The sequence below is a fragment of the Nonomuraea guangzhouensis genome (genome assembly GCF_019396345.1).
Taxonomy (GTDB): domain Bacteria; phylum Actinomycetota; class Actinomycetes; order Streptosporangiales; family Streptosporangiaceae; genus Nonomuraea; species Nonomuraea guangzhouensis.
This window is the reverse complement of sequence record NZ_JAHKRM010000001.1, coordinates 95,775-115,351: the sequence shown is the minus strand read 5'-3', so window position 1 is coordinate 115,351 and position 19,577 is coordinate 95,775. Positions and strand designations below refer to the sequence as shown.

The 19,577-nt window shown below is 68.4% G+C and carries 17 protein-coding genes; 12 read left to right on the top strand and 5 right to left on the bottom strand.

Annotation, left to right across the window (positions count from 1 at the left end):
• The first annotated feature begins 58 nt into the window (after positions 1-58).
• The 6 genes from KME78_RS00505 to KME78_RS00480 all read left to right on the top strand — a co-directional run bounded on the left by KME78_RS00505 (position 59) and on the right by KME78_RS00480 (position 7,609).
• Positions 59-1,342, top strand: coding sequence for a glycosyltransferase (locus tag KME78_RS00505; protein WP_219526681.1), 1,284 nt, complete (start codon positions 59-61; stop codon positions 1,340-1,342).
• Complete coding sequence (locus tag KME78_RS00500; RefSeq protein WP_219526680.1) at positions 1,335-2,732, top strand: aminobutyraldehyde dehydrogenase; 1,398 nt, start codon at positions 1,335-1,337, stop codon at positions 2,730-2,732. Before KME78_RS00505 ends, KME78_RS00500 begins: the two co-directional genes overlap by 8 nt.
• Before the next feature lie 174 nt (positions 2,733-2,906).
• A complete protein-coding gene (locus KME78_RS00495) occupies positions 2,907-6,206 on the top strand; it encodes a sensor histidine kinase (protein WP_219526679.1) in 3,300 nt (1,099 codons plus the stop codon).
• Entirely contained in the window at positions 6,203-6,625 is a 423-nt protein-coding gene (locus KME78_RS00490) for a roadblock/LC7 domain-containing protein (RefSeq protein WP_246650111.1), read from the top strand. Before KME78_RS00495 ends, KME78_RS00490 begins: the two co-directional genes overlap by 4 nt.
• A gap of 26 nt (positions 6,626-6,651) precedes the next feature.
• The gene (locus KME78_RS00485; RefSeq protein WP_219527172.1) at positions 6,652-7,053 is read left to right on the top strand and encodes a DUF742 domain-containing protein; all 402 of its coding nucleotides are present in this window, start codon (positions 6,652-6,654) and stop codon (positions 7,051-7,053) included.
• Positions 7,034-7,609 carry a GTP-binding protein gene (locus tag KME78_RS00480; protein WP_219526678.1) on the top strand — a complete coding sequence of 192 codons (576 nt, stop codon included), beginning with the start codon at positions 7,034-7,036 and terminating at the stop codon, positions 7,607-7,609. Before KME78_RS00485 ends, KME78_RS00480 begins: the two co-directional genes overlap by 20 nt.
• Positions 7,610-7,703: 94 nt before the next feature.
• On the opposite strand, the gene KME78_RS00475 is transcribed toward KME78_RS00480, so the two are convergent.
• Genes KME78_RS00475 through KME78_RS00455 form a run of 5 tightly spaced genes read right to left on the bottom strand, consistent with a single transcriptional unit; the run spans position 7,704 to position 12,529 of the window.
• Entirely contained in the window at positions 7,704-8,471 is a 768-nt protein-coding gene (locus KME78_RS00475; protein ID WP_219526677.1) for an ABC transporter ATP-binding protein, read from the bottom strand.
• Positions 8,472-8,493: 22 nt separating this feature from the next.
• Entirely contained in the window at positions 8,494-9,951 is a 1,458-nt protein-coding gene (locus KME78_RS00470; protein WP_219526676.1) for a dihydroorotase, read from the bottom strand.
• Between the two features lie 9 nt (positions 9,952-9,960).
• Entirely contained in the window at positions 9,961-10,737 is a 777-nt protein-coding gene (locus KME78_RS00465) for an ABC transporter permease (RefSeq protein ID WP_246650110.1), read from the bottom strand.
• Positions 10,734-11,543: an ABC transporter permease gene (locus tag KME78_RS00460; RefSeq protein ID WP_219526675.1), complete on the bottom strand. Its 810-nt coding sequence runs from the start codon at positions 11,541-11,543 to the stop codon at positions 10,734-10,736. The genes KME78_RS00465 and KME78_RS00460 overlap by 4 nt, the downstream gene beginning before the upstream one ends.
• Positions 11,540-12,529 (bottom strand): ABC transporter substrate-binding protein, encoded by a 990-nt coding sequence (locus KME78_RS00455; protein WP_281428573.1) that lies wholly within the window; start codon positions 12,527-12,529, stop codon positions 11,540-11,542. Before KME78_RS00455 ends, KME78_RS00460 begins: the two co-directional genes overlap by 4 nt.
• A 520-nt stretch (positions 12,530-13,049) precedes the next feature.
• Here KME78_RS00455 and KME78_RS00450 point away from each other — a divergent pair.
• The 6 genes from KME78_RS00450 (at position 13,050) to rpsP (ending at position 19,575) form a co-directional block, all read left to right on the top strand.
• Positions 13,050-15,809 carry a sensor histidine kinase gene (locus tag KME78_RS00450; RefSeq protein ID WP_219526673.1) on the top strand — a complete coding sequence of 920 codons (2,760 nt, stop codon included), beginning with the start codon at positions 13,050-13,052 and terminating at the stop codon, positions 15,807-15,809.
• Complete coding sequence (locus KME78_RS00445) at positions 15,806-16,228, top strand: roadblock/LC7 domain-containing protein (RefSeq protein ID WP_214641568.1); 423 nt, start codon at positions 15,806-15,808, stop codon at positions 16,226-16,228. Before KME78_RS00450 ends, KME78_RS00445 begins: the two co-directional genes overlap by 4 nt.
• A 65-nt stretch (positions 16,229-16,293) precedes the next feature.
• Positions 16,294-16,641 (top strand): DUF742 domain-containing protein, encoded by a 348-nt coding sequence (locus tag KME78_RS00440; protein WP_214641717.1) that lies wholly within the window; start codon positions 16,294-16,296, stop codon positions 16,639-16,641.
• Positions 16,622-17,212 carry a GTP-binding protein gene (locus KME78_RS00435; RefSeq protein WP_214641567.1) on the top strand — a complete coding sequence of 197 codons (591 nt, stop codon included), beginning with the start codon at positions 16,622-16,624 and terminating at the stop codon, positions 17,210-17,212. The genes KME78_RS00440 and KME78_RS00435 overlap by 20 nt, the downstream gene beginning before the upstream one ends.
• Before the next feature lie 149 nt (positions 17,213-17,361).
• Positions 17,362-18,909 (top strand): signal recognition particle protein, encoded by a 1,548-nt coding sequence (ffh, locus tag KME78_RS00430; RefSeq protein WP_219526672.1) that lies wholly within the window; start codon positions 17,362-17,364, stop codon positions 18,907-18,909.
• Between the two features lie 219 nt (positions 18,910-19,128).
• Positions 19,129-19,575 (top strand): 30S ribosomal protein S16, encoded by a 447-nt coding sequence (rpsP, locus tag KME78_RS00425; protein ID WP_219526671.1) that lies wholly within the window; start codon positions 19,129-19,131, stop codon positions 19,573-19,575.
• Positions 19,576-19,577: the final 2 nt, after the last annotated feature.

Genomic DNA, 19,577 nt, shown 5'->3' with positions numbered 1-19,577 from the left:
CCCCGCTAGATGAGTATTTGAATTCCTCTTCAATTGCTAGTCCACCTCGGAGTCTGCGATGTCCCTCACCATCCTGTTCATGCCGGAAAGCGCCTACGGGCCCACGAACAACAGCATCGGTATTGGCGACATCCTGCGTCGCCGCGGTCACCGCGTCGTCTTCGCCGCAGAGTCGTCGTGGAAGGGCAAGCTCGAAGCGCTCGGTTTCGAGGAGGACCTGGTCGACCTGGCGCCGCCGGCCGAAGGGGCCGAGGAGCAGGACGCGGGGCAGTTCTGGAAGGATTTCATCCGGGAGACCGCCCCCGAATACCGCAAGAGCACGCTGGAGCAGCTCGAGACGGTGACCAAGCCCATCTGGGACTCGCTCATCGACGGCGTCAAGTACTGCGAGCCGCAGCTCAAGGCCATCATCGAGCGGGTCCAGCCGGACGTCATCGTCGAGGACAACGTCATCACCTTCCCGGCGCTGCTCACGACCGGCAAGAAGTTCGTCCGCATCGTGTCCTGCAACCCGCTGGAGGTGCGCGGCGACGACATCGCCCCGGTGTTCTCGGGGCTGCCCGCCGACCACCGCGGTGAGTGGGACGCCTTCCGCGCCGAGTACGACCGCACCCACCGTGAGGTCTGGGCGGCCTTCAACGAGTGGTGCGTCGAGCAGGGCACCGAACCGCTGCCCGACCTCGACTTCATCCACGAGGGCGACCTGAACCTCTACGTGTTCCCGGAGATCCTCGACTACACCGACGCCCGGCCGCTCGGCCCCAGCTGGCACCGGCTCGACTCCTCGGTCCGTGAGACCGACGAGGACTTCCAGCTGCCGTTCCAGCGCAACAACGGCGCGCTGGTCTACTTCTCGCTCGGCTCGCTCGGCTCCTCCGACGTGGAGCTGATGCAGCGGGTGATCGACGTGCTGGCCACCACCCCGCACCAGTTCATCGTCTCCAAGGGCCCGCTGCACGAGGAGATCAAGCTGGCCGACAACATGTGGGGCGCCGAGTTCCTGCCGCAGACGAAGATCATCCCGCTCTGCGACCTGGTCATCACGCACGGCGGCAACAACACCACCACCGAGGCGCTGCACTTCGGCAAGCCGATGATCCTGCTGCCGCTGTTCTGGGACCAGTACGACAACGCCCAGCGCGTGGACGAGCTCGGCTACGGCGTGCGGCTGTCGACCTACACCTTCACCGACGAGGAGCTGACGGGTGCGCTCGACCGCCTGCTCGGCGACTCGGAGCTGCGCGCCAGGCTGGCCGCCGCGGGCGAGGAGATCCGCGGCCGCGACGGTCTGCGCAAGGCCGCCGACCTGATCGAGACCCTGGGCCTGAAGTCCGATGCGTGAGCTGATCAACCCGGCGACCGGGCTCGTCTGCGACCTGGTCCCCGACACCCCGGTGGAAGACGTGGCGGGGGCGGTGCGGACGGCGCGCACCGCCTTCGAGGAGTGGTCGCAGGCCACCCCGGGAGAGCGCGCGCGGGTGCTGCTGCGGCTGGCCGACCTGGTCGAGGCCGACGCCGAGGAGCTGACCCGGCTGGAGGTCGAGGAGACGGGCAAGCCCGCGGCCGTCTTCAGGGACGGCGAGCTGCCGTTCGCGGTCGACAACCTGCGCTTCTTCGCCGGGGCCGCCCGTTCGCTCGACGGGTCGGGCGCCGGGGTGTTCAGCCGCGGCTACACCTCGGTCATGCTGCGTCGCCCGCTCGGTGTGGTCGGCTCGATCGCGCCGTGGAACTTCCCGTTCGTGATGGCCGTGTGGAAGCTCGGCCCGGCCGTCGCCGCGGGCAACGCGGTGGTCATCAAGCCCGCCCCGCAGACGCCGCGCAGCACGCTGCGCCTGGCCGAGCTGTTCGTCCAGGCGGGCGCGCCGGCGGGCCTGGTGCGGGTGGTCACCGGCGGCGCCGAGGTTGGCGAGGCGCTGGTCACCGATCCGGGTGTGGACATGGTCAGCGTCACCGGTTCGACGGAGACCGGCAGGGCCGTCATGACGGGCGCGGCCAAGACGCTCAAGCGGGTGCACCTGGAGCTCGGCGGCAAGGCGCCCGCGCTGGTCTTCGAGGACGCCGACCTGGAGGAGACGGCCCGCGGGGTGGCCATGGGCGCCACCTACAACACCGGTCAGGACTGCACCGCCGCCACCCGCGTCTACGTGGCCCGGCAGGTGTACGACGACACGGTGGAGGCCATCAGGCAGACCCTCGCCGGCATCACCGTGGGCGACCCGTGGGACCCCGCCACCGACGTCGGCCCGCTGATCTCGGCGGCGCACCGCGACCGGGTGCACGGCTTCGTCTCCGGCTCCGGCGGCCACGTCGTGCAGGGTGGCATCCCGGTCGAAGGGCCCGGTTCGTATTACCTACCCACACTTGTTAACGAAGTGTCACAGAACAGCGATATCGTCCAGGGTGAACTCTTCGGCCCCGTCCTCGTGGTCCTGCCGTTCGACACCGAGGACGAGGCCGTGATGCTGGCCAACGACACGCGTTACGGTCTGGCCTCGTCCGTGTGGTCTCGGGACGTGGCCAGGGCGATGCGGGTCTCGCACCGCCTCGACGTGGGTGTGACCTGGATTAATGATCATCTGCCGATCGCCAGCGAGGCCCCGCACGGTGGGGTCAAGGGCAGTGGTTTCGGCAAGGACATGAGCCAGGAGGCGGTGCAGGAGTACTCGGTGACTCGTCACCTGATGGTCAAGCACGCGGCGCCGGTGGAGCGCGACTCCTTCCGGCCCGCCTGAAAACACGCACGGCGATATGCGACCTCGAAGGCACGTTTGGTCGCATTTGATGGGATATGTTCGGTTGGCCGATCTGGTACGGGTTGTGTTCCAATTACCCGGCCCGCAGAAATCCCATGCGCCCCAAGCGTGTCAGATTTTCGAGCACGTAACGGCGAGAGGTTGCGAGAGTCAGTGAGGACGGATAACCCCAGGCACACCAGGTCCGGGGAGCACACAGGCGGACGGTTCCGGCTGGCGAACTGGCGCGTGCGCTCCAGGCTGGTGGCGCTGATCCTCATCCCCACCATCGTGGGTGTGCTGCTCGCCGGGGTCCAGCTGGCGAACGCCATCGGCACCAGCTCCGAGTACCGCCGGCTGACCACGGTCGCCGAGCTGGTCCAGCGCGTCGGCGCACTGTCGCACGAGCTCGCCAAGGAACGCACGCTCACCGCGTGGTACATGGCCGACCGCCGGCGCCCCAGCCGGCTGAGTCAGCTCAAGGCGCAGCGCCAGGCCTCCGATGCCGCCAAGCAGCGGGTGCTCGCCGGCATGACGGCCATCGACGCCACCTACACCGCCCGCGTCATCGAAGAGGTGTCGGAGATCCGCCGATGGCTCACCGGCCTCGACGGCCTGCGCAAGTCGATCGCGGGTGAGGCGAGCGTGCCGCCCCGAGCCGCGCTCCGCACCTACTCCTCCATGATCGACGTGCTCGAGAACCTCCAGGGCGACCTGGGTGACGGCATCAGCGACGACCGCCTGCAGGGCGACGTGGCCGCGCTGACCGCCCTCGACCGGACCAAGGAAGAGGTCTCGCGTCAGCAGGGCATCCTGATCGTGGCGCTGATCGAACGCCGGCTCGACTACGACGACCTCTCCGACTTCCTCGGTTCGTGGAACAACCAGCAGGCCGAGCAGGCCACCTTCGAGGCGGAAGCCACCCGCCCGGATCTCCAGGCGTTTCAGAAGGGCGTACGAGGTCAGCAGATCGACCGCGCGGACGCGATGCGTCAGCGCGCCCTGGCCCAGCTGCGAGAGTTCCAGACCATCAAGGACCTGGACATCACCACTCGCCGTGACATCCAGCTCTGGTACGAGAGCACCACGCTGGCCGCCAACGCCATGCGCAAGGTCGAGGACGGCCTGGCCACCAGGATCGTGGCCACCACCCGCGACCTGAGCGACACCGAGCAGCGCAGCGCCATCATCTCCGGCGCGACCATCCTGGTCCTGCTGCTCCTCGTCCTGGTGATCACCACCCGGGTGGCCGGTTCGCTGGTCCGCCCGCTGCGCCGGCTGCGTGCCGAGGCGCTCCAGGTGGCCACCACCCGGCTGCCCGAGACCGTCCGCCTGCTGCGCGAGTCCGGCGACAGCGCGGAGGTGCCCGACGTGCCCTCCGTCGGTGTCAACACCCGCGACGAGATCGGGGAAGTGGCCCGGGCCTTCGACGAGGTCCACCGCGAGGCGATCCGGCTGGCCGGCGACGAGGCCAAGCTGCGTGCCAACGTCAACTCGATGTTCGTCAACCTCTCCCGGCGCAGCCAGACGCTCGTCGAGCGGCAGCTGCAGCTCATCGAGGGACTGGAGCAGGGCGAGGAGGACGAGAACCGGCTGGCGAACCTGTTCCGGCTCGACCACCTGGCCACCCGCATGCGCCGCAACAGCGAGAACCTCCTGGTCCTCGCCGGCCAGGAGGCCGCCCGCAAGTGGAGCGAGCCGGTGCCGCTGGTCGACATCGCCCGCGCCTCGCTGTCCGAGGTCGAGAACTACGAGCGGGTCCAGATCCAGATCCCGTCCGGCATCGAGATCGCCGGCCCGGCCGTCACCGACGCCGTGCACCTGCTCGCCGAGCTGATCGAGAACGCCATCTCCTTCTCCCCGCGCGAGAGCAAGGTCCAGGTCACCAGCACGCCCATCGAGGGCGGGATCCAGGTGATGATCAGCGACCTGGGCATCGGCATGTCGGCCGACGAGCTGGCCGAGGCCAACTGGCGGCTGGCCAACCCGCCGGTCGTGGACGTGGCCGTCTCGCGCCGCATGGGCCTGTTCGTGGTCGGCCGCCTGGCGCTGCGCCACGGCATCAGGGTCCAGCTCGGGATGAAGGAGCCCGGCGGCCTCGCCGCGCTCGTCATGCTGCCCGACATGCTCATCGCCGGTCCCCAGGGCGCGGTGCCGCAGCAGCGCGGCAGCCAGTACGAAGCCTTCACCACCTTCGACCCGAGCATGATCGAGCCGTCCTCGACGAACGGCTCGGGCGTCTACGGCGGGCCGAAGACCGACACCCCCGACATCCGCACGTCGGACGACGCGCCGGTCGACACGCAGTGGCCGGGCTCGCTGCCGCTGCCGGGTGGCGGCGGCAACTGGCCGCCGTTCGGCGAGGAGCAGCCGCCGCGGCAGCAGCCCGACGAGCAGCGCTGGCCGTCCTTCGCCGAAGAGCCGCCCGCGGCCGCCGCGCCGGAGCAGCGCTGGCCGTCGTTCGCCGAGGAGCCGCCGCGGCAGGACGAGCAGCGCTGGCCCTCCTTCGCCACCGAACCGCCACCGCCCGCGCAGGACGAGCCCCGCTGGCCGTCCTTCGCCACGGAGCCGCCCCCGCCGGTGCCGGCGCAGGAGTCGAACTGGCCGCCCTACGGGTCGGTGGAGGAGCAGCCGCCCAGGTCGCCGTTCGTCGAGCAGCCCAAGTCGCCCTACGGTGGCGACTCGCAGCCGGGCTTCGGGTTCGAGGAGCACCGCTGGCCGTCGTTCGCCGACTCGCCCATCCCGCCCGTCGAGCCGTTCACGCACAACGGGCGCGGCGCGTTCAACCCGTTCGGCCCCGGCGAGTACTCCTCGAAGGATCTGACCGGCCCGCTCCCGGTGGTGCGCAACTCGCCGATGGAGCAGAGCGACGACTTCCTGCCGATCTTCTCGTCGGTCGGCTCCGACTGGTTCCGCCGGCCGGAGCCCGAGCAGGTCAAGCCGTACCAGGAGCCGATCTCCGAATCCTCCGCGCAGGAGGAGACGCAGATCGGCGGGATCCCGGCCGTGCCGCCCGCCGGCCCGCTCACCACGCCGCACGCGGCCCAGCCCTTCGCGCAGCCGCCCGCTCAGCCGTACGCGCAGCCCTATGCCCAGCCCGCCGCGGCGCCCCCGCCGGCGGCGACGCCGGCCGCCGCGTCCGCCGCGACGACGGACAAGCCGGCGCTGCCGCAACGCGTGCCGGGCGGGTCCGGCGTGAGCGCGTCGTGGTCCTCGCCCGCCGACACCGGCTGGCAGGCCGCGCAGGCCGCCGCCGAGCCGGCCAAGGGCGGTACGACGGCTTCCGGCCTGCCGCGGCGGGTGCCGAAGGCCAACCTGGTGCCCGGTACGGCCAGCCTGGCGGAACCGCAGGCGACGTCACCGGCACCGCAGATCTCCCCCGATCGCCTGCGGAGCCGGCTGTCCAGCTTCCAGCAGGGGGTTCGGCAAGGCCGCGCGTTCACCCGCGGAGATGACAATGAGGAGGAGCAATGAGAGAACTGAGCCAGGGAGCGCGTGGCATCAGCTGGCTGATCACCGACTTCGTCAACAACGTGCCCGGTGTCGCGCACACCGTGGTGGTGTCGTCTGACGGCTTGCCACTGGCCTTCTCCGAGGGTTTTCCCAAGGACCGGGCCGACCAGTTGGCCGCGGTCGCCTCGGGTGTGATCAGCCTGACGCAAGGCGCGGCTCGTGTGTTCGAAGGCGGTATGGTCACCCAGACCGTCATCGAGATGCAGCGCGGACTTCTGATGATCATGTCCATCAGCGATGGCTCCTGCCTCGCTGTGCTCGCCGCGCCCGATTGTGACATGGGCCTGGTCGCGTACCAGATGACGCTGCTCGTGGAGCGGGCGGGCCAAGTGCTCACCCCGGCCGTACGCGCCGAGCTGCAGGCGTCCCGTCCGCGTTAGCCGGACGGTGACAGGAGAAGAACATGATGTCAGGTCAGGGTTGGGCTGGTGATAGCACTCCGCCGCATCCGTCGGCTCCCCGTCCGCAGAAGCCGAGTTCCCTTGTCCGGCCGTATGCCGTGACAGGGGGCCGTACGGCCCCGCGGATGAAGTTCGCCATGGAGGCGCTCGTGTCCTCCGTGACCTCGGAATATCAAGACATTTCACTTCTAAGTCCGGAGTATCAGGCGATCATTCAGCTCACCCGGAACGTCAGGTCGGTTGCCGAGATCTCCGCCCTTTTACGGCAGCCTCTTGGGGTGGTCCGGGTGCTGATCGCCGACATGGCGTCGGAGGGCCTGATCCGCGTGCACCAGCCTGCGCTGGACGCGGGAAAGCCGGACCTCAACTTGCTCGAAAGGGTGCTCAGTGGACTTCGCAGGCTCTAGCCCCGGCCTCACGTCGACGAAGATCGTCGTCGCGGGCGGGTTCGGCGTCGGCAAGACGACGTTCGTGGGGGCGGTGTCCGAGATCCTGCCGCTCACCACGGAAGCGGTGATGACGGACGCGTCGGCGGGTGTCGACGACGTGTCTCTCACGCCCAACAAGACGACCACGACCGTGGCGATGGACTTCGGCCGGGTCTCGCTCGACCGTGACCTGATCCTCTATCTGTTCGGTACGCCCGGACAGCACCGGTTCTGGTTCATGTGGGATGACCTGGTGCGCGGCGCGATCGGCGCGGTGGTGCTGGTGGACACGCGCCGGCTGGCCGACAGCTTCCCGGCCATCGACTACTTCGAAGAGGCCAAACTGCCCTTCGTCATCGGCATCAACGGCTGGGACGGGAGCTTCCAGCACCAGGAGGAGGAGATCCGGGAGGCGTTGTCGCTCAACCCGCACATCCCGATCGTCCGCCTCGACGCCCGAGTCCGGGACTCGGTGAAGGGCACCCTGATCACTCTGGTCGAACACGCCCTGACCCGCCACTCCGCGCCGGCCTGACTTCCTCTGCACCAGTGCCGCCGGGCGAGACGCCCGGCGGCACTGGTGATTCCGGCTTCGACCGCCGTGCGGGAAGCGGTTGGCGAAGGCGCGCTCAGACGGACGCCACGCCGCGCACCAGGCGTCCCACCTCGGCGCGGAGATGGACGAAGTCCGGGTGCTCGCGGGTGGTGATCTGGTCGCGGGGGCTGGGGAGCGCCACCTTCAGGTCGCCCACGACGTGTGCGGGCGCCTTGGACAGCACGACGACCCGGTCGCCGACGTACACGCTCTCGTCGATGTCGTGCGTGATGAGCACGATGGTCATCTGGTGATGCCCGCGTACCTTCAGCACGAGGTCCTCGAGGTCCTCACGCGTCTGCGCGTCGACCGAGCCGAACGGCTCGTCCATGAGCATCAGCGCCGGCCGGTAGGCCAGCGCCCGGGCGATCGCCACGCGCTGCTGCATGCCGCCTGACAACTGGAAGGGGTACTTGCGCCCGGCGGCGGCCAGCCCCACCGACTCCAGGGCCTCGTGCGCGGCCTCGCGGCGCTGCTCCTTGGTCATGTCCTTGCGGCGCAGCGGCAGCGCGACGTTGTCGGCCACCGACATCCACGGGAACAGCGAGCGGCTGTAGTCCTGGAAGACGACGGCCAGATTGGCGGGCGTCTGGCGGACCAGCTCGCCCTCGACCCGGATCTGTCCGCCCGTTGGCTTGATCAGGCCGGCGATGGAGCGCAGCAGGGTCGATTTACCGCACCCGGAGGGCCCGACGATGCACAGCAGCTCGCCTTCGGCGACGCTCAGGTTCAGTCCGTCGATGGCGTGGTGGCGTGTCGGCCCGTCGCCGTAGACGTGCGTGAGGTTGTCTATCTCAAGCAAGAGGTTTCCTTGGGGGAGAAGGTCAGCCCAGCGGTCTGGAGATGTACTGGCCCACCGGACGGCCCACGATCTTGCCCGCGTCGAGGACGTGATTGCCTCTGACGAACGTATCGGTGACCTTCGCGGTCAGTTCGAAGCCCTCGAAGGGGGTGTACTCCTGCGTCGACTCCGACTCGGAGGCGCGCACGGTCCACGTGCTCCCGGGGTCGACCAGGCAGATGTCGGCGTCGAAACCGGGCGCGATCGTGCCCTTGGTCCGCAGGCCGTACCTGCGGGCGGGGTTCCACGCGGTGAGGGCGGCGATGCGCCCGTAGGGCAGGCCGCGGCGGCGGCCCTCGGTGATCAGGCCGGGCAGCAGGTATTCGGCGCCGCCGAATCCGGCCTTGGCCACGAAGACGTCGTCGGCCGGAGTGCCGAACTTGAGCTCCTCCCGGCAGCAGGCATGGTCGCTGACGACCCAGTCGACGGTGCCGTCGAGCACGTACTCCCACAGCGCCTCGACGTCCTCGCGCGGCCGGATGGGCGGGTTCACCTTCGCACCGATCCCGTTGGCCGTCTCGATGTCGGCGAGAAGATGTCCGATCGTGACCTCGCGGCGGAAGTCGATGTGCGGGAAGGTCTTGGCCATCCGCACGGCCGCGTCGAGCGCCTTGCGGGACGACAGGTGCAGCAGGTTGATGTTGGCCAGGCCGGTCTCGTGGGCGAGGTAGGAGGCGATGAAGACCGCCAGCCCCTCGGAGTGCGGCGGCCGGGAGGCGCTGTAGGCGGCGAGCCCGCTCAGGTCACCGGCCTCCTCCACCAGCTTGGTGTAGGCGGTCATGATCTCGGCGGTCTCGCAGTGCAGCGACAGCGAGATCTCGTCGGCCAGCTCGGGGAAGCGTTCCCTGGCCTCCTGCACGCCGCGCATCACGAACTCGAAGTGCCCGTAGTCGTAGCGCTCGCCCTCGGGCAGCATCAGGAACTTGCTCTGGTCGGCCGAGCGGCCGTGCAGCCCGTGGCCGCCGTAGAACATGAAGATCTTGAACGAGGAGACCCCGAACTTCTCGATCAGGTCGGGCAGCTCGCCGATGTGCGTGCTCGACATGGGCGCGAGGTGGAAGCCGTAGTCGATATACGCCTGCCCCTCCGCCTGCTCGCGCACCTGGGGGAAGAACTCCGCGTAGGGACCGCCCTTGTTGAGGTAGTACTGGCCGGTCCGCATGTAGGTGAGTGCCGTGGTGACGCCACCCTGGGCGCTGGCCATGCTCTCCGAGGCGGCATCGGCGGGCAGCGGGTTGTAGATGCCCCAGTGCTGGTGGGCGTCCACGACGCCGGGGAAGGCCAGCTTCCCGTCGCCGTCGAGCACCTCCGCCACACCCTCGGCGGACAGGCCGGGCCCGACCTGCTCGATGCGCCCGCCGGTCACGGCGATGTCCGCGACGACCGGTTCGTCCCGGTCGTGGGTAACAACTCGCACGTTCTTCAGCAACAGGTCAGTCACATCCGCCTCCTACGCGGTACGGCGAGCGCCACGGTGCCATGTGAGCATCGGGCGTTCGACCATGAGGAACAGGGCGTTGAGTACGTAACCGAGCACACCGAGCACGACCACTCCTCCCCAGAGGGCCGGCATGTCGGAGTGGGCGCTCGCGTCGGACAGCAGGTAGCCGATACCGTCGGTGCTGCCTTTGAGCTCGGACACGATCATGAGGATCAGCGCCAGCGAGACGCTCAGCCGCAGCCCCGCGAAGATCTTCGGTGAGGCGGCGGGCAGGATGATCCTGAACAGGCGCAGTCTCGCCGGGACGCCGAAGACGCTCGCGGTCTCGATCTGGAGACGATCCACGTTACGCGCGCCATCGATTGAATTCAGCAGGATCGGCCAGATGATGCCGAAGACGATGGTGGCCACCTGGAGCTGCGTGCCCATGCTGAAGAGCACCAGGAATACGGAGAACATCACAGGTGGCGGCACCGCCCGGCCGAACTCCACCAGCGGGTCGATGTAGTCGGCCAGCCAGGCGGCCCTGCCGATCGCGACACCGAGTGCTACCCCGACGGCTACAGCCAGGCTCCACGAGCCGATCAGCCTGATGATGCTGGGGACGAAGTTGTTCACCGCCTCGTCGGTGAGAATGAGCGGTCCGGAGAACCACATCTCGTACATCCGCGCCACGATGACCGTGGGCTGGGGAAAGTACGGGCTCGCCACCGACTTGGTGATCAGCTCCCACGCGACGAGGACCACCGGCACCAGCCAGAGGCGTTTGACCAGGGTCTTGATCATGCGTTCCGCCACTTGAAGAGCCGCCGCTCGGCACGCAGCAGCAGGGTGTTGACGATCAGCCCGATGACGCCCGACCACAGCAGCACCGCGATCACGTCGATCATCGCCTGGTCGCCCAGGCCGGTGCCCGCCTCGATGAGGAAGGCGCCGATCCCGCCGGAGCCGCCGATGACGTACTCCACGCTGATGGCGAGGATGAGTGTGATCGAGGCGGCCAGCCGGATGCCGGTGAAGATGAACGGGGCGGCGCTCGGCAGCGACACCCGCCAGACAACTGCCGCCGAGCCGAAGCTGAACGAGCGCAGTGTCTCTGCGGCCAGGGGGTCGACGTCACGCACGCCGTAGAGGGTGTTGATGAGGATCGGCCAGGACGCGGCGTAGACGATGAGCGCGACCTTGGCGTTGATCTCGGGCTGGAAGATGAACAGCGCCAGCGGGATCAGCGCCACCGAGGGGATCGGCCGCAGGAACTCGACGATCGCGCGGGTCATCTCCTCGACGACGGGGACGGTGCCGAGCAGCAGGCCCACCGGGACGGCGATCAGGATGGCGAGCGGCAGACCGATCACGGCGGCGAGCAGCGTGGAGGACAGGTCCGCGAGATACTCCGGATCGAACGCCAGGCTCACCACCCTGGCCAGGCAGGCCGAGGCCGGCGGCAGCCACTTGAACAGCCCGGTCCTGCTGGCGAGCTCCCAGACAAGCAGAAAAACCGCCACGCCGATGGCGTGGCGGACGAGTTTTCCGACCCTGGCGCGGGCGAGCGGGGAACGCCCGCCGCGCGTCAGTGTTGTGGCAGCGGTCATCCCTGCGAGGTAACGATCATCGAGGCGACGTCGATCTTGTTCGGGATGAAGCCGTACTCGACCATCAGGTCCGCGACTCGCTGAATGCGCTGGGCGTTGAGCGAGGTCGGGTAGTTGCCGAGGTTGAGCGTGGCAGCGACGTTCGGCGGGATCTTCGTGTAGGTCGGAAGGATCTTCGTCACGGCACTGCGGTCGGTGGCGGCGATGTTCTGCGCCTTGGCCATGGCCCGCTGGAAGGCGCCCATGGTCTTGGGGTTCTTGCCCACCCACTTCTCCGTCGCGGCCCAGCCGGTGATCGGCAGACCCTCCGTGGGACCGGACATCGTGTCGAGCAGCATGGACGCGCCGAGCTGGCTCTTGGCCTGGCTGACGTACGGGTCGGTCATCCAGACCGCGTCCACGCTGTGCTTGTCCAGTGCCGTGAGCCAGTCAGTGGTCGGCACCTCGACGTACGTGACATCGGTCTTCGGGTCGAGCCCAGCGATCTTCAGGTGGGGGTTCATGGTGAGAACGCCCAGACCGACCTTGGCGTTGACGCCGATCTTCTTGCCCTTGAGGTCGCCGACGCTCTTGATGGGCGAGTTCTTCGCCACCATGATGCCGAAGGCACCGGGGGCTCCCTGGTAGGAGTCCGCGATGTACTTGAACTTCTCCAGGCCGGAGCTCTGGATGGACAGGATGGTGGCGTAGCTGCCCAGCACCACGTCCATGCTGCCGTTGCCGAGCTTGGGCAGCACGGCCTGGGGTGCCTGGATGGCCTCTGTCTTGACGTTGAGGCCCTGCTCCTTGAAGAAGCCACGCTCGATCGCGATGAACAACGGGGCCGAGTCCGCCCCGGGGAACTGCCCGATCAGGAGTTCTGTCTTCTCAAGACCATTGGCATTGGTGGTGCCTCCGGTCTTGCTATCTGAGCTGGAACACCCCGTAATGACAAGGGTGGCCACAAGTCCAATCAGGGCGGTGCGCCCTAGTGCACCGAACCTCATGTCGCGTCTCCTTCGAACGGGGGGTGATCGACGACGGTCGCACCCTAGCGCAGCTAACTCTTGCGCATGGTCCCCCGATTCTGGAAATTAACAATATATATGTGGAAATGATGATCACCATGTAGGTTTGAGATGATTGTCCGAATCGACGGAGTGAGACCCGGGCGTCCACCAGGAACATGTGGGAAATGTCCGGTTTGGTACGTTTTGCGAAGAGATAGGTTGACTGCGACCTTTGCGGTATTGGCCGATCTCCTGTTGTTGTGCTCAAATAAGCTCTCGCCCCATGGGTGCGTCGGCGTCACAGCGGCAAACACAATGCATGACGTGATCCTCTTGCACCAGACCATCAGAGGAGAGGTTGCGGAGGCCAGTGAGGAACGCATTCCCCCCAGCAGGTGGGGATCCCGGCTTAACTGCTGAAGCGCCCGCTCCTGCGGCACTTCACGCCAAGTCAAAGCCCAAAGCACGGGCCGGGCGTGCGAAGAAGACGGGTGGCTTCGCGCTGCGCAACTGGCGTGTGCGTTCGAAGCTGCTCGTCCTGGTCGTCATTCCCACCTTGGCGGCCCTGGTCCTGGGCGGCTTCCGCGTAGCCACCTCGATCAGCAGCGCCACCGAGTACGAGAGAGTCAACGACGTCGCCATCCTGGCGAGCCAGCTCACCGCGCTCGCTCATGAGGTCGAGCTCGAACGCGACCTCACCGCCAGCTATGTCGCCCTCGGCCGCACGGCGGCCGGCAAGGCCAAGGTCAGCGAGCAGTACGGCACCGTCAACAAGCTTCGTGACGAGGTGCGCGCCGGTGTCGACAAGCTCGCCACGTCCGACAGCCCGCAGCGCGCTCAGGCCGTCCGCGTCAAGAACCGTCTTGACGAGATCGACCAGTCGCGTAGGGCGTCGGTGGAATCGCAGCTGAACGTCAGCTCCGTCATCGACCTGTACGACCGGAGCATCTCCGACTTCGTCGCGCTCAATGACAACATCGACCAGGGTGCCGCCGACAAGGAGCTCGCCGACAGCGTCTCCGGCTTCGCCGCTCTGTCCAGGGCCAAGCAGTTCGTCTCCAAGCAGCGCGCGCTCCTCGTGGCCGCTCTGGCCGCCAAGCGGTTCGGCAAGGAGGACCTCGACGCCTTCATCGCCGCCCGCGCCCAGCGCAACAGCGAGCTGGCGACGTTCCGGGCCCAGGTGCCGCTGAACATCCGCCAGGCGTACGACGACATCGTCAGCGGCCAGGCCGTCGACAAGGCCGAGCTGATCCAGGCCCGCGCCCTGTTCCTGCAGGACTCGGGTGCGCTCCTGGTCGACCCGGCCCTCGGTCTCCAGCGCAACGGCGCGGACTGGTTCGACGCCGTCAGCAAGACGATCGACGGCATGCGCAAGGTCGAGCAGCAGGTCTCCGACTCGATCCTGCTGCGCAGCCGGACCCTGCAGGGCCAGGAGCAGCAAGGCGCGATGATCATCGCGATCGCGATCGCCATCCTGCTCATCCTGGTCCTCGTGGTCACCTCGCTCATGGCGCGCTCGCTCAGCGGCCCGCTGCGCCGGCTGCGCAGGGAGGCGCTGTTCATCGCCGGCCGCCGCCTGCCGGAGACGGTCCAGCAGCTGCGCGAGTCCGAGGCGACCGGCCCACCGGAGGTCGAGCCGATCGGCGTCATGTCCGAGGACGAGATCGGGGAAGTCGCGCGGGCGTTCGACGAGGTACACCGCGAAGCCGTACGGCTGGCCGGTGAGGAGTCCAGACTCCGTAGCAACGTCAACGCGATGTTCGTCAACCTGTCCCGCCGAAGCCAGACCCTGGTCGAGCGGCAGATCACCCTCATCGACGGGCTGGAGCAGGGCGAGCAGGACGAGAGCCGGTTGGCGAACCTGTTCAAGCTCGACCACCTGGCCACCCGTATGCGGCGTAACAGCGAGAACCTCCTGGTTCTGGCCGGTCAGGACCCGCCGCGGCGCTGGAGCCAGCCGGTCAAGCTCGTCGACGTGGCCCGCGCCTCCCTGTCGGAGGTCGAGAACTACGAGCGGGTCGTCCTGCAGGTGCCCGACGGCGTGTCCGTCGCCGGTCAGGCCGTCAACGACGTCATCCACCTGCTCGCCGAGCTGGTGGAGAACGCGCTGTCGTTCTCGCCGCGCGAGACCCGCGTGACGGTCTCCGGCAGCCGGATCGACGGCGGCGGCGTCATGCTGTCGATCACCGACTCCGGCATCGGCATGACCGTAGAGGAGCTGGGCCAGGCCAACGACCGCCTGATCGACGCGCCCATCGTGGACGTCTCGGTGTCGCGCCGCATGGGCCTGTTCGTGGTCGCCAGGCTGGCGCACCGGCACGGCATCCGGGTGCAACTGCGCCCGCACGGCTCCGGCGGCCTGACCGCCATGGTGCTGGTGCCCGAGAGCCTGCTCGGCAGCCAGTCCCCGGCCTACGCCGGCACGCAGGGCGGCATGCCCGTGCGCGAGGAGACCTACGCGGCCCCCGCACCGGCTGCTCCCGCCCCTCCCGTCACTCCTCCGCAGTGGCAGGGTGGCGGCTACCAGATGGGCCCGGGACATCCGTCGTACCCGTCCAACCCTCCGGAGTCCGCGGGCGCCTGGCCGTCCATGCCTCAGTGGCCGTCCGACGTCAACGGCTGGCCCGCCGACCCGCGTGCCAGCAGCGGCGGCTACGACACCGCCGACGTCTGGGTGCCGTCGCGAGGCCAGGGCGGTGGCGGCGGTGGCAACTGGTCCGGCGACAACGGTCTGCTGCCGAAGCGGCCGACCGACCAGCCGCCGTTCCAGCCGCCGCAGAACTGGAGCTTCGGCGACAGGCCGGTGGAGTCGAGCCCGCCGCCCAGGCCGAGGTACGACTTCCCGGAGACGGAGTCGGCGGCCACCGGTCCCATCCCGGCGGTGAAGCCGGCGTCCTCGGGTGACGAGTACCTGCCGATCTTCGCCTCGGTGGAGTCGGCCTGGTTCGAGCATGGTGAAGGCGGCGCGAGCTGGGGTTCCTCCAAGGCCGACGCCGGCTGGAGCGCCGCGGAGGCCGTGGTCGAGCCGGTACGTGACGGCGCGACCGCCTCCGGGCTGCCCAAGCGGGTGCCCAAGGCGAACCTCGTTCCGGGTTCCGCCGACACCGCCTCCGCGCCGAAGGGCGTCACCCCGATGCCCTCTGTCTCGCCTGACCGCGTCCGTAGCCGCCTGTCCAGCTTCCAGCAGGGCTTCCGCGCGGCACGTGACGACATCAGCGAGGGCAGGGCGTACCCCGCCGGCTCGAGGCCCGTTGATAGCAGGGAGGAGGGCGCATGAACGATCTGAGCCACGCGGCACGCGGAGTCGACTGGCTGATCACCGACTTCGTCAGTACCGTTCCAGGCGTCGCTCACGCGGTCGTTGTTTCGTCCGATGGTCTGCCGCTCGCGGCCTCCTCGGGCTTCCCCGTAGACCGGGCTGATCAACTGGCCGCGATCGCGTCCGGGCTGGTCAGCCTGACGCAGGGAGCGGCCAGGGTCTTCGAGGGTGGTGCGGTCAATCAGACCATCGTCGAGATGCAACGCGGGCTGATGCTGATCATGTCGATCAGCGACGGCTCCTGCCTGGCGGTGCTGGCGGCTCCCGACTGCGATATGGGGCTGGTCGCGTACCAAATGACGCTCATGGTCGATCGTGCCGGTCAGGTACTTACTCCGGCGGTGCGCGCAGAGCTGCGCGCCAGCCAGACCAGGTGATGTAGGTGACGGACCCAAGGTGGAACAGCGGTGGCTGGGAGCCCCAACCCCATCCCCAGCCGCAGCTGAGTTCAGATCCCGCGTCGCCGGTCCGTCCTTACGCTGTGACGGGAGGACGGACCGCGCCCCGGGTCAAGCTGGCGATGGAGGCCCTGGTCTCGTCCGCGACGGCCGAGCACCGGGAGTTCTCCCACATCACGCCGGAGTATCAGGCGATCAGCCAGCTCTGCCGGCAGGTCCGGTCGGTGGCCGAGGTGTCGGCCCTGTTGCGGATCCCGCTCGGTGTGGTGCGCGTGCTGATCGCCGACATGGCGGCCGAAGGTCTGGTACGCGTACACCAGCCAGCGCTGGAGTCCGGACGACCAGACGTAAACCTGCTCGAAAGGGTGCTCAGTGGACTTCGCAGGCTCTAGCCCCGGCCTCACCTCGACGAAGATCGTGGTGGCCGGTGGCTTCGGGGTGGGCAAGACGACGTTCGTCGGCGCGGTGTCGGAGATCATGCCGCTGACCACCGAGGCCGTCATGACGGACGCCTCGGCGGGCATCGACGACCTCGGTATGACGCCGCTGAAGTCCACCACGACCGTGGCGATGGACTTCGGCCGGGTCTCGCTCGACCGTGACCTGATCCTCTATCTGTTCGGTACGCCCGGACAGCACCGGTTCTGGTTCATGTGGGATGACCTGGTGCGCGGTGCGATCGGCGCCGTGGTGCTGGTGGACACGCGCCGGCTGGCCGACAGCTTCCCCGCGATCGACTACTTCGAAGAGGCGCAACTGCCGTTCGTGGTGGGTGTGAACGGGTGGGACGGCTCGTACCCGCACAGTGACGCGGAGGTGCGCGACGCTCTCACGTTAGCGCCGCACATCCCGCTGGTCCGGCTGGACGCCCGGTCGAAGGACTCGGTGAAGAGCGCGCTCATCAACCTGGTCGAGCACGCGCTGACGGTCCGGATGGCGGTGCCGGGCTGGAGCGGTAGCTGACCTCGCCTGCCGCCTGGCAGGCCGCCGTCCGGGATGTCGCCGTCTGGGGCATGCTGACAGACCGGATGGCCGAGCCAGGCTGGAAGGGCTGCCGGAGCGGATAGGCTGAACCATTAGACCAACATTCGCTTCGAGGACTGGCCTACCACGTGTTCGAGACGCTTTCCGACCGGCTGACATCGGTCTTCTCCTCCCTCCGCTCCAAGGGTCGGCTGTCCGACGCCGACATCGACGCCACCACCCGCGAGATCCGCATCGCGCTGCTTGAGGCCGATGTCGCACTGCCGGTGGTCAAGGCGTTCGTCGCCCAGGTCAAGGAGCGCGCCCGCGGCATCGAGGTCTCCCAGGCGCTCAACCCGGCGCAGCAGGTCGTCAAGATCGTCAACGACGAGCTGATCGAGATCCTCGGCGGCGAGACGCGACGGCTCCGCTACGCCAAGACGCCGCCGACCGTCGTCATGCTCGCGGGCCTGCAGGGCGCCGGTAAGACGACGCTGGCGGGCAAGCTCGCCAAGTGGCTGCGTGAGCAGGGCCACGCGCCCATGCTCGTGGCCGCCGACCTTCAGCGCCCCAACGCCGTGCAGCAGCTCCAGGTCGTGGGTGAGCGCGCGGGGGTGGTCGTCTACGCGCCCGAGCCCGGCAGTGGCGTCGGCGACCCGGTCGCGGTCGCCCGCCGCTCCATCGAGGAGGCCAAGCGCGCCCAGCACGACATCGTCATCATCGACACCGCCGGCCGCCTGGGCATCGACCAGGAGATGATGCGGCAGGCCGCCGACATCCGCGACGCGGTCTCGCCCGACGAGGTCCTGTTCGTGGTCGACGCCATGATCGGCCAGGACGCCGTGACCACGGCCCAGGCGTTCATGGAGGGCGTCGGCTTCGACGGGGTGGTGCTGACCAAGCTCGACGGCGACGCCCGCGGCGGCGCCGCGCTGTCGGTCAGGCACATCACCGGCCGGCCGATCATGTTCGCGTCGACCGGTGAGAAGCTCGAGGACTTCGACGCCTTCCACCCCGACCGGATGGCGTCCCGCATCCTCGACATGGGTGACATCCTCACCCTGATCGAGCAGGCCCAGAAGACGTTCGACGAGGAGCAGGCCGCCAAGATGGCGGGCAAGCTCACCTCGGGCGAGAACTTCACGCTCGAGGACTTCCTCGAGCAGATGATGATGGTCCAGAAGATGGGGCCGATCAAGAACCTGCTCGGCATGATGCCCGGCATGGGGCAGATGCGCGATCAGCTCAACTCCATCGACGACCGCGACCTCGACCGCATCGCGGCCATCATCCGCTCGATGACGCCGGGTGAGCGCCAGGACCCGAAGATCATCAACGGTTCCCGCCGGGCCCGCATCGCCGCCGGCTCCGGTGTGACGGTCAGCGCCGTCAACAACCTGGTGACGCGGTTCTTCGACGCCCAGAAGATGATGAAGCGGATGGCGGGGGGCATGGGCATCCCCGGCATGCCGGGCGGCCGGGGCAAGGCGGTCAAGGCTCAGAAGAAGACCAAGAAGGGGCGGCGCGTGAGCGGCGACCCGCGTAAGGCCGCTCTGGGCAAGCCGGACTCGGCGCCCGCCGAGCCGCAGGCACCCAAGGGCGGTCTGCTCGGCAACCTGGGCGGGAAGCTGCCTCCGGGTATGGAACTCCCGCCGGGCTTCGACCCCAGCAAGTTCAATCTCCCGGGCGATAAGTAGCAACTTTCCGGATATTTCGGGTTTACGAATGCGGCGACCCGCGCGTGCGGGTCGTGTGCAGTGCCGCGCGTCTGGCACAATGACATGTTGGAACACCGTGGCCAGGTGGGTGCCCTCTCACCTCCCGCCGGTCATGCCTGTCCCTGGAGCGGACTCCCATCGTGCCCCACTCGATGAGATGCCGTTCACCCACGCTCGAATGCAGGAGAGACCACACCCGTGGCAGTCAAGATCAAGCTCAAGCGTCTCGGTATGATCCGCAACGCTCAGTACCGCATCGTCATCGCCGACAGCCGCACCAAGCGTGACGGCCGGGCGATCGAAGAGATCGGCGTGTACCGCCCGAAGGAAGACCCTTCGGTTATCCAGGTCAACGCCGAGCGCGCGGCCTACTGGCTCGGCGTCGGCGCGCAGCCGACCGAGCCGGTGCTCAAGCTGCTCAAGCTGACCGGTGACTGGCAGAAGTTCAAGGGCGAGGCCGCCCCTGCGCCGCTGAAGGTCGCCGAGCCGGCGCCCGACCGTCACGCCATCTACGAGGCCGCGGCCAAGGAGGCGCTGTCCGGTGGCGACACCGGCACCGCCGCCACCACGCCGCGTAAGGCTCGCAAGAAGGACGAGGCGACCGAGGCCGCTCCCGCCGAGACCAAGACCGAGGGCGAGGCCTGAAG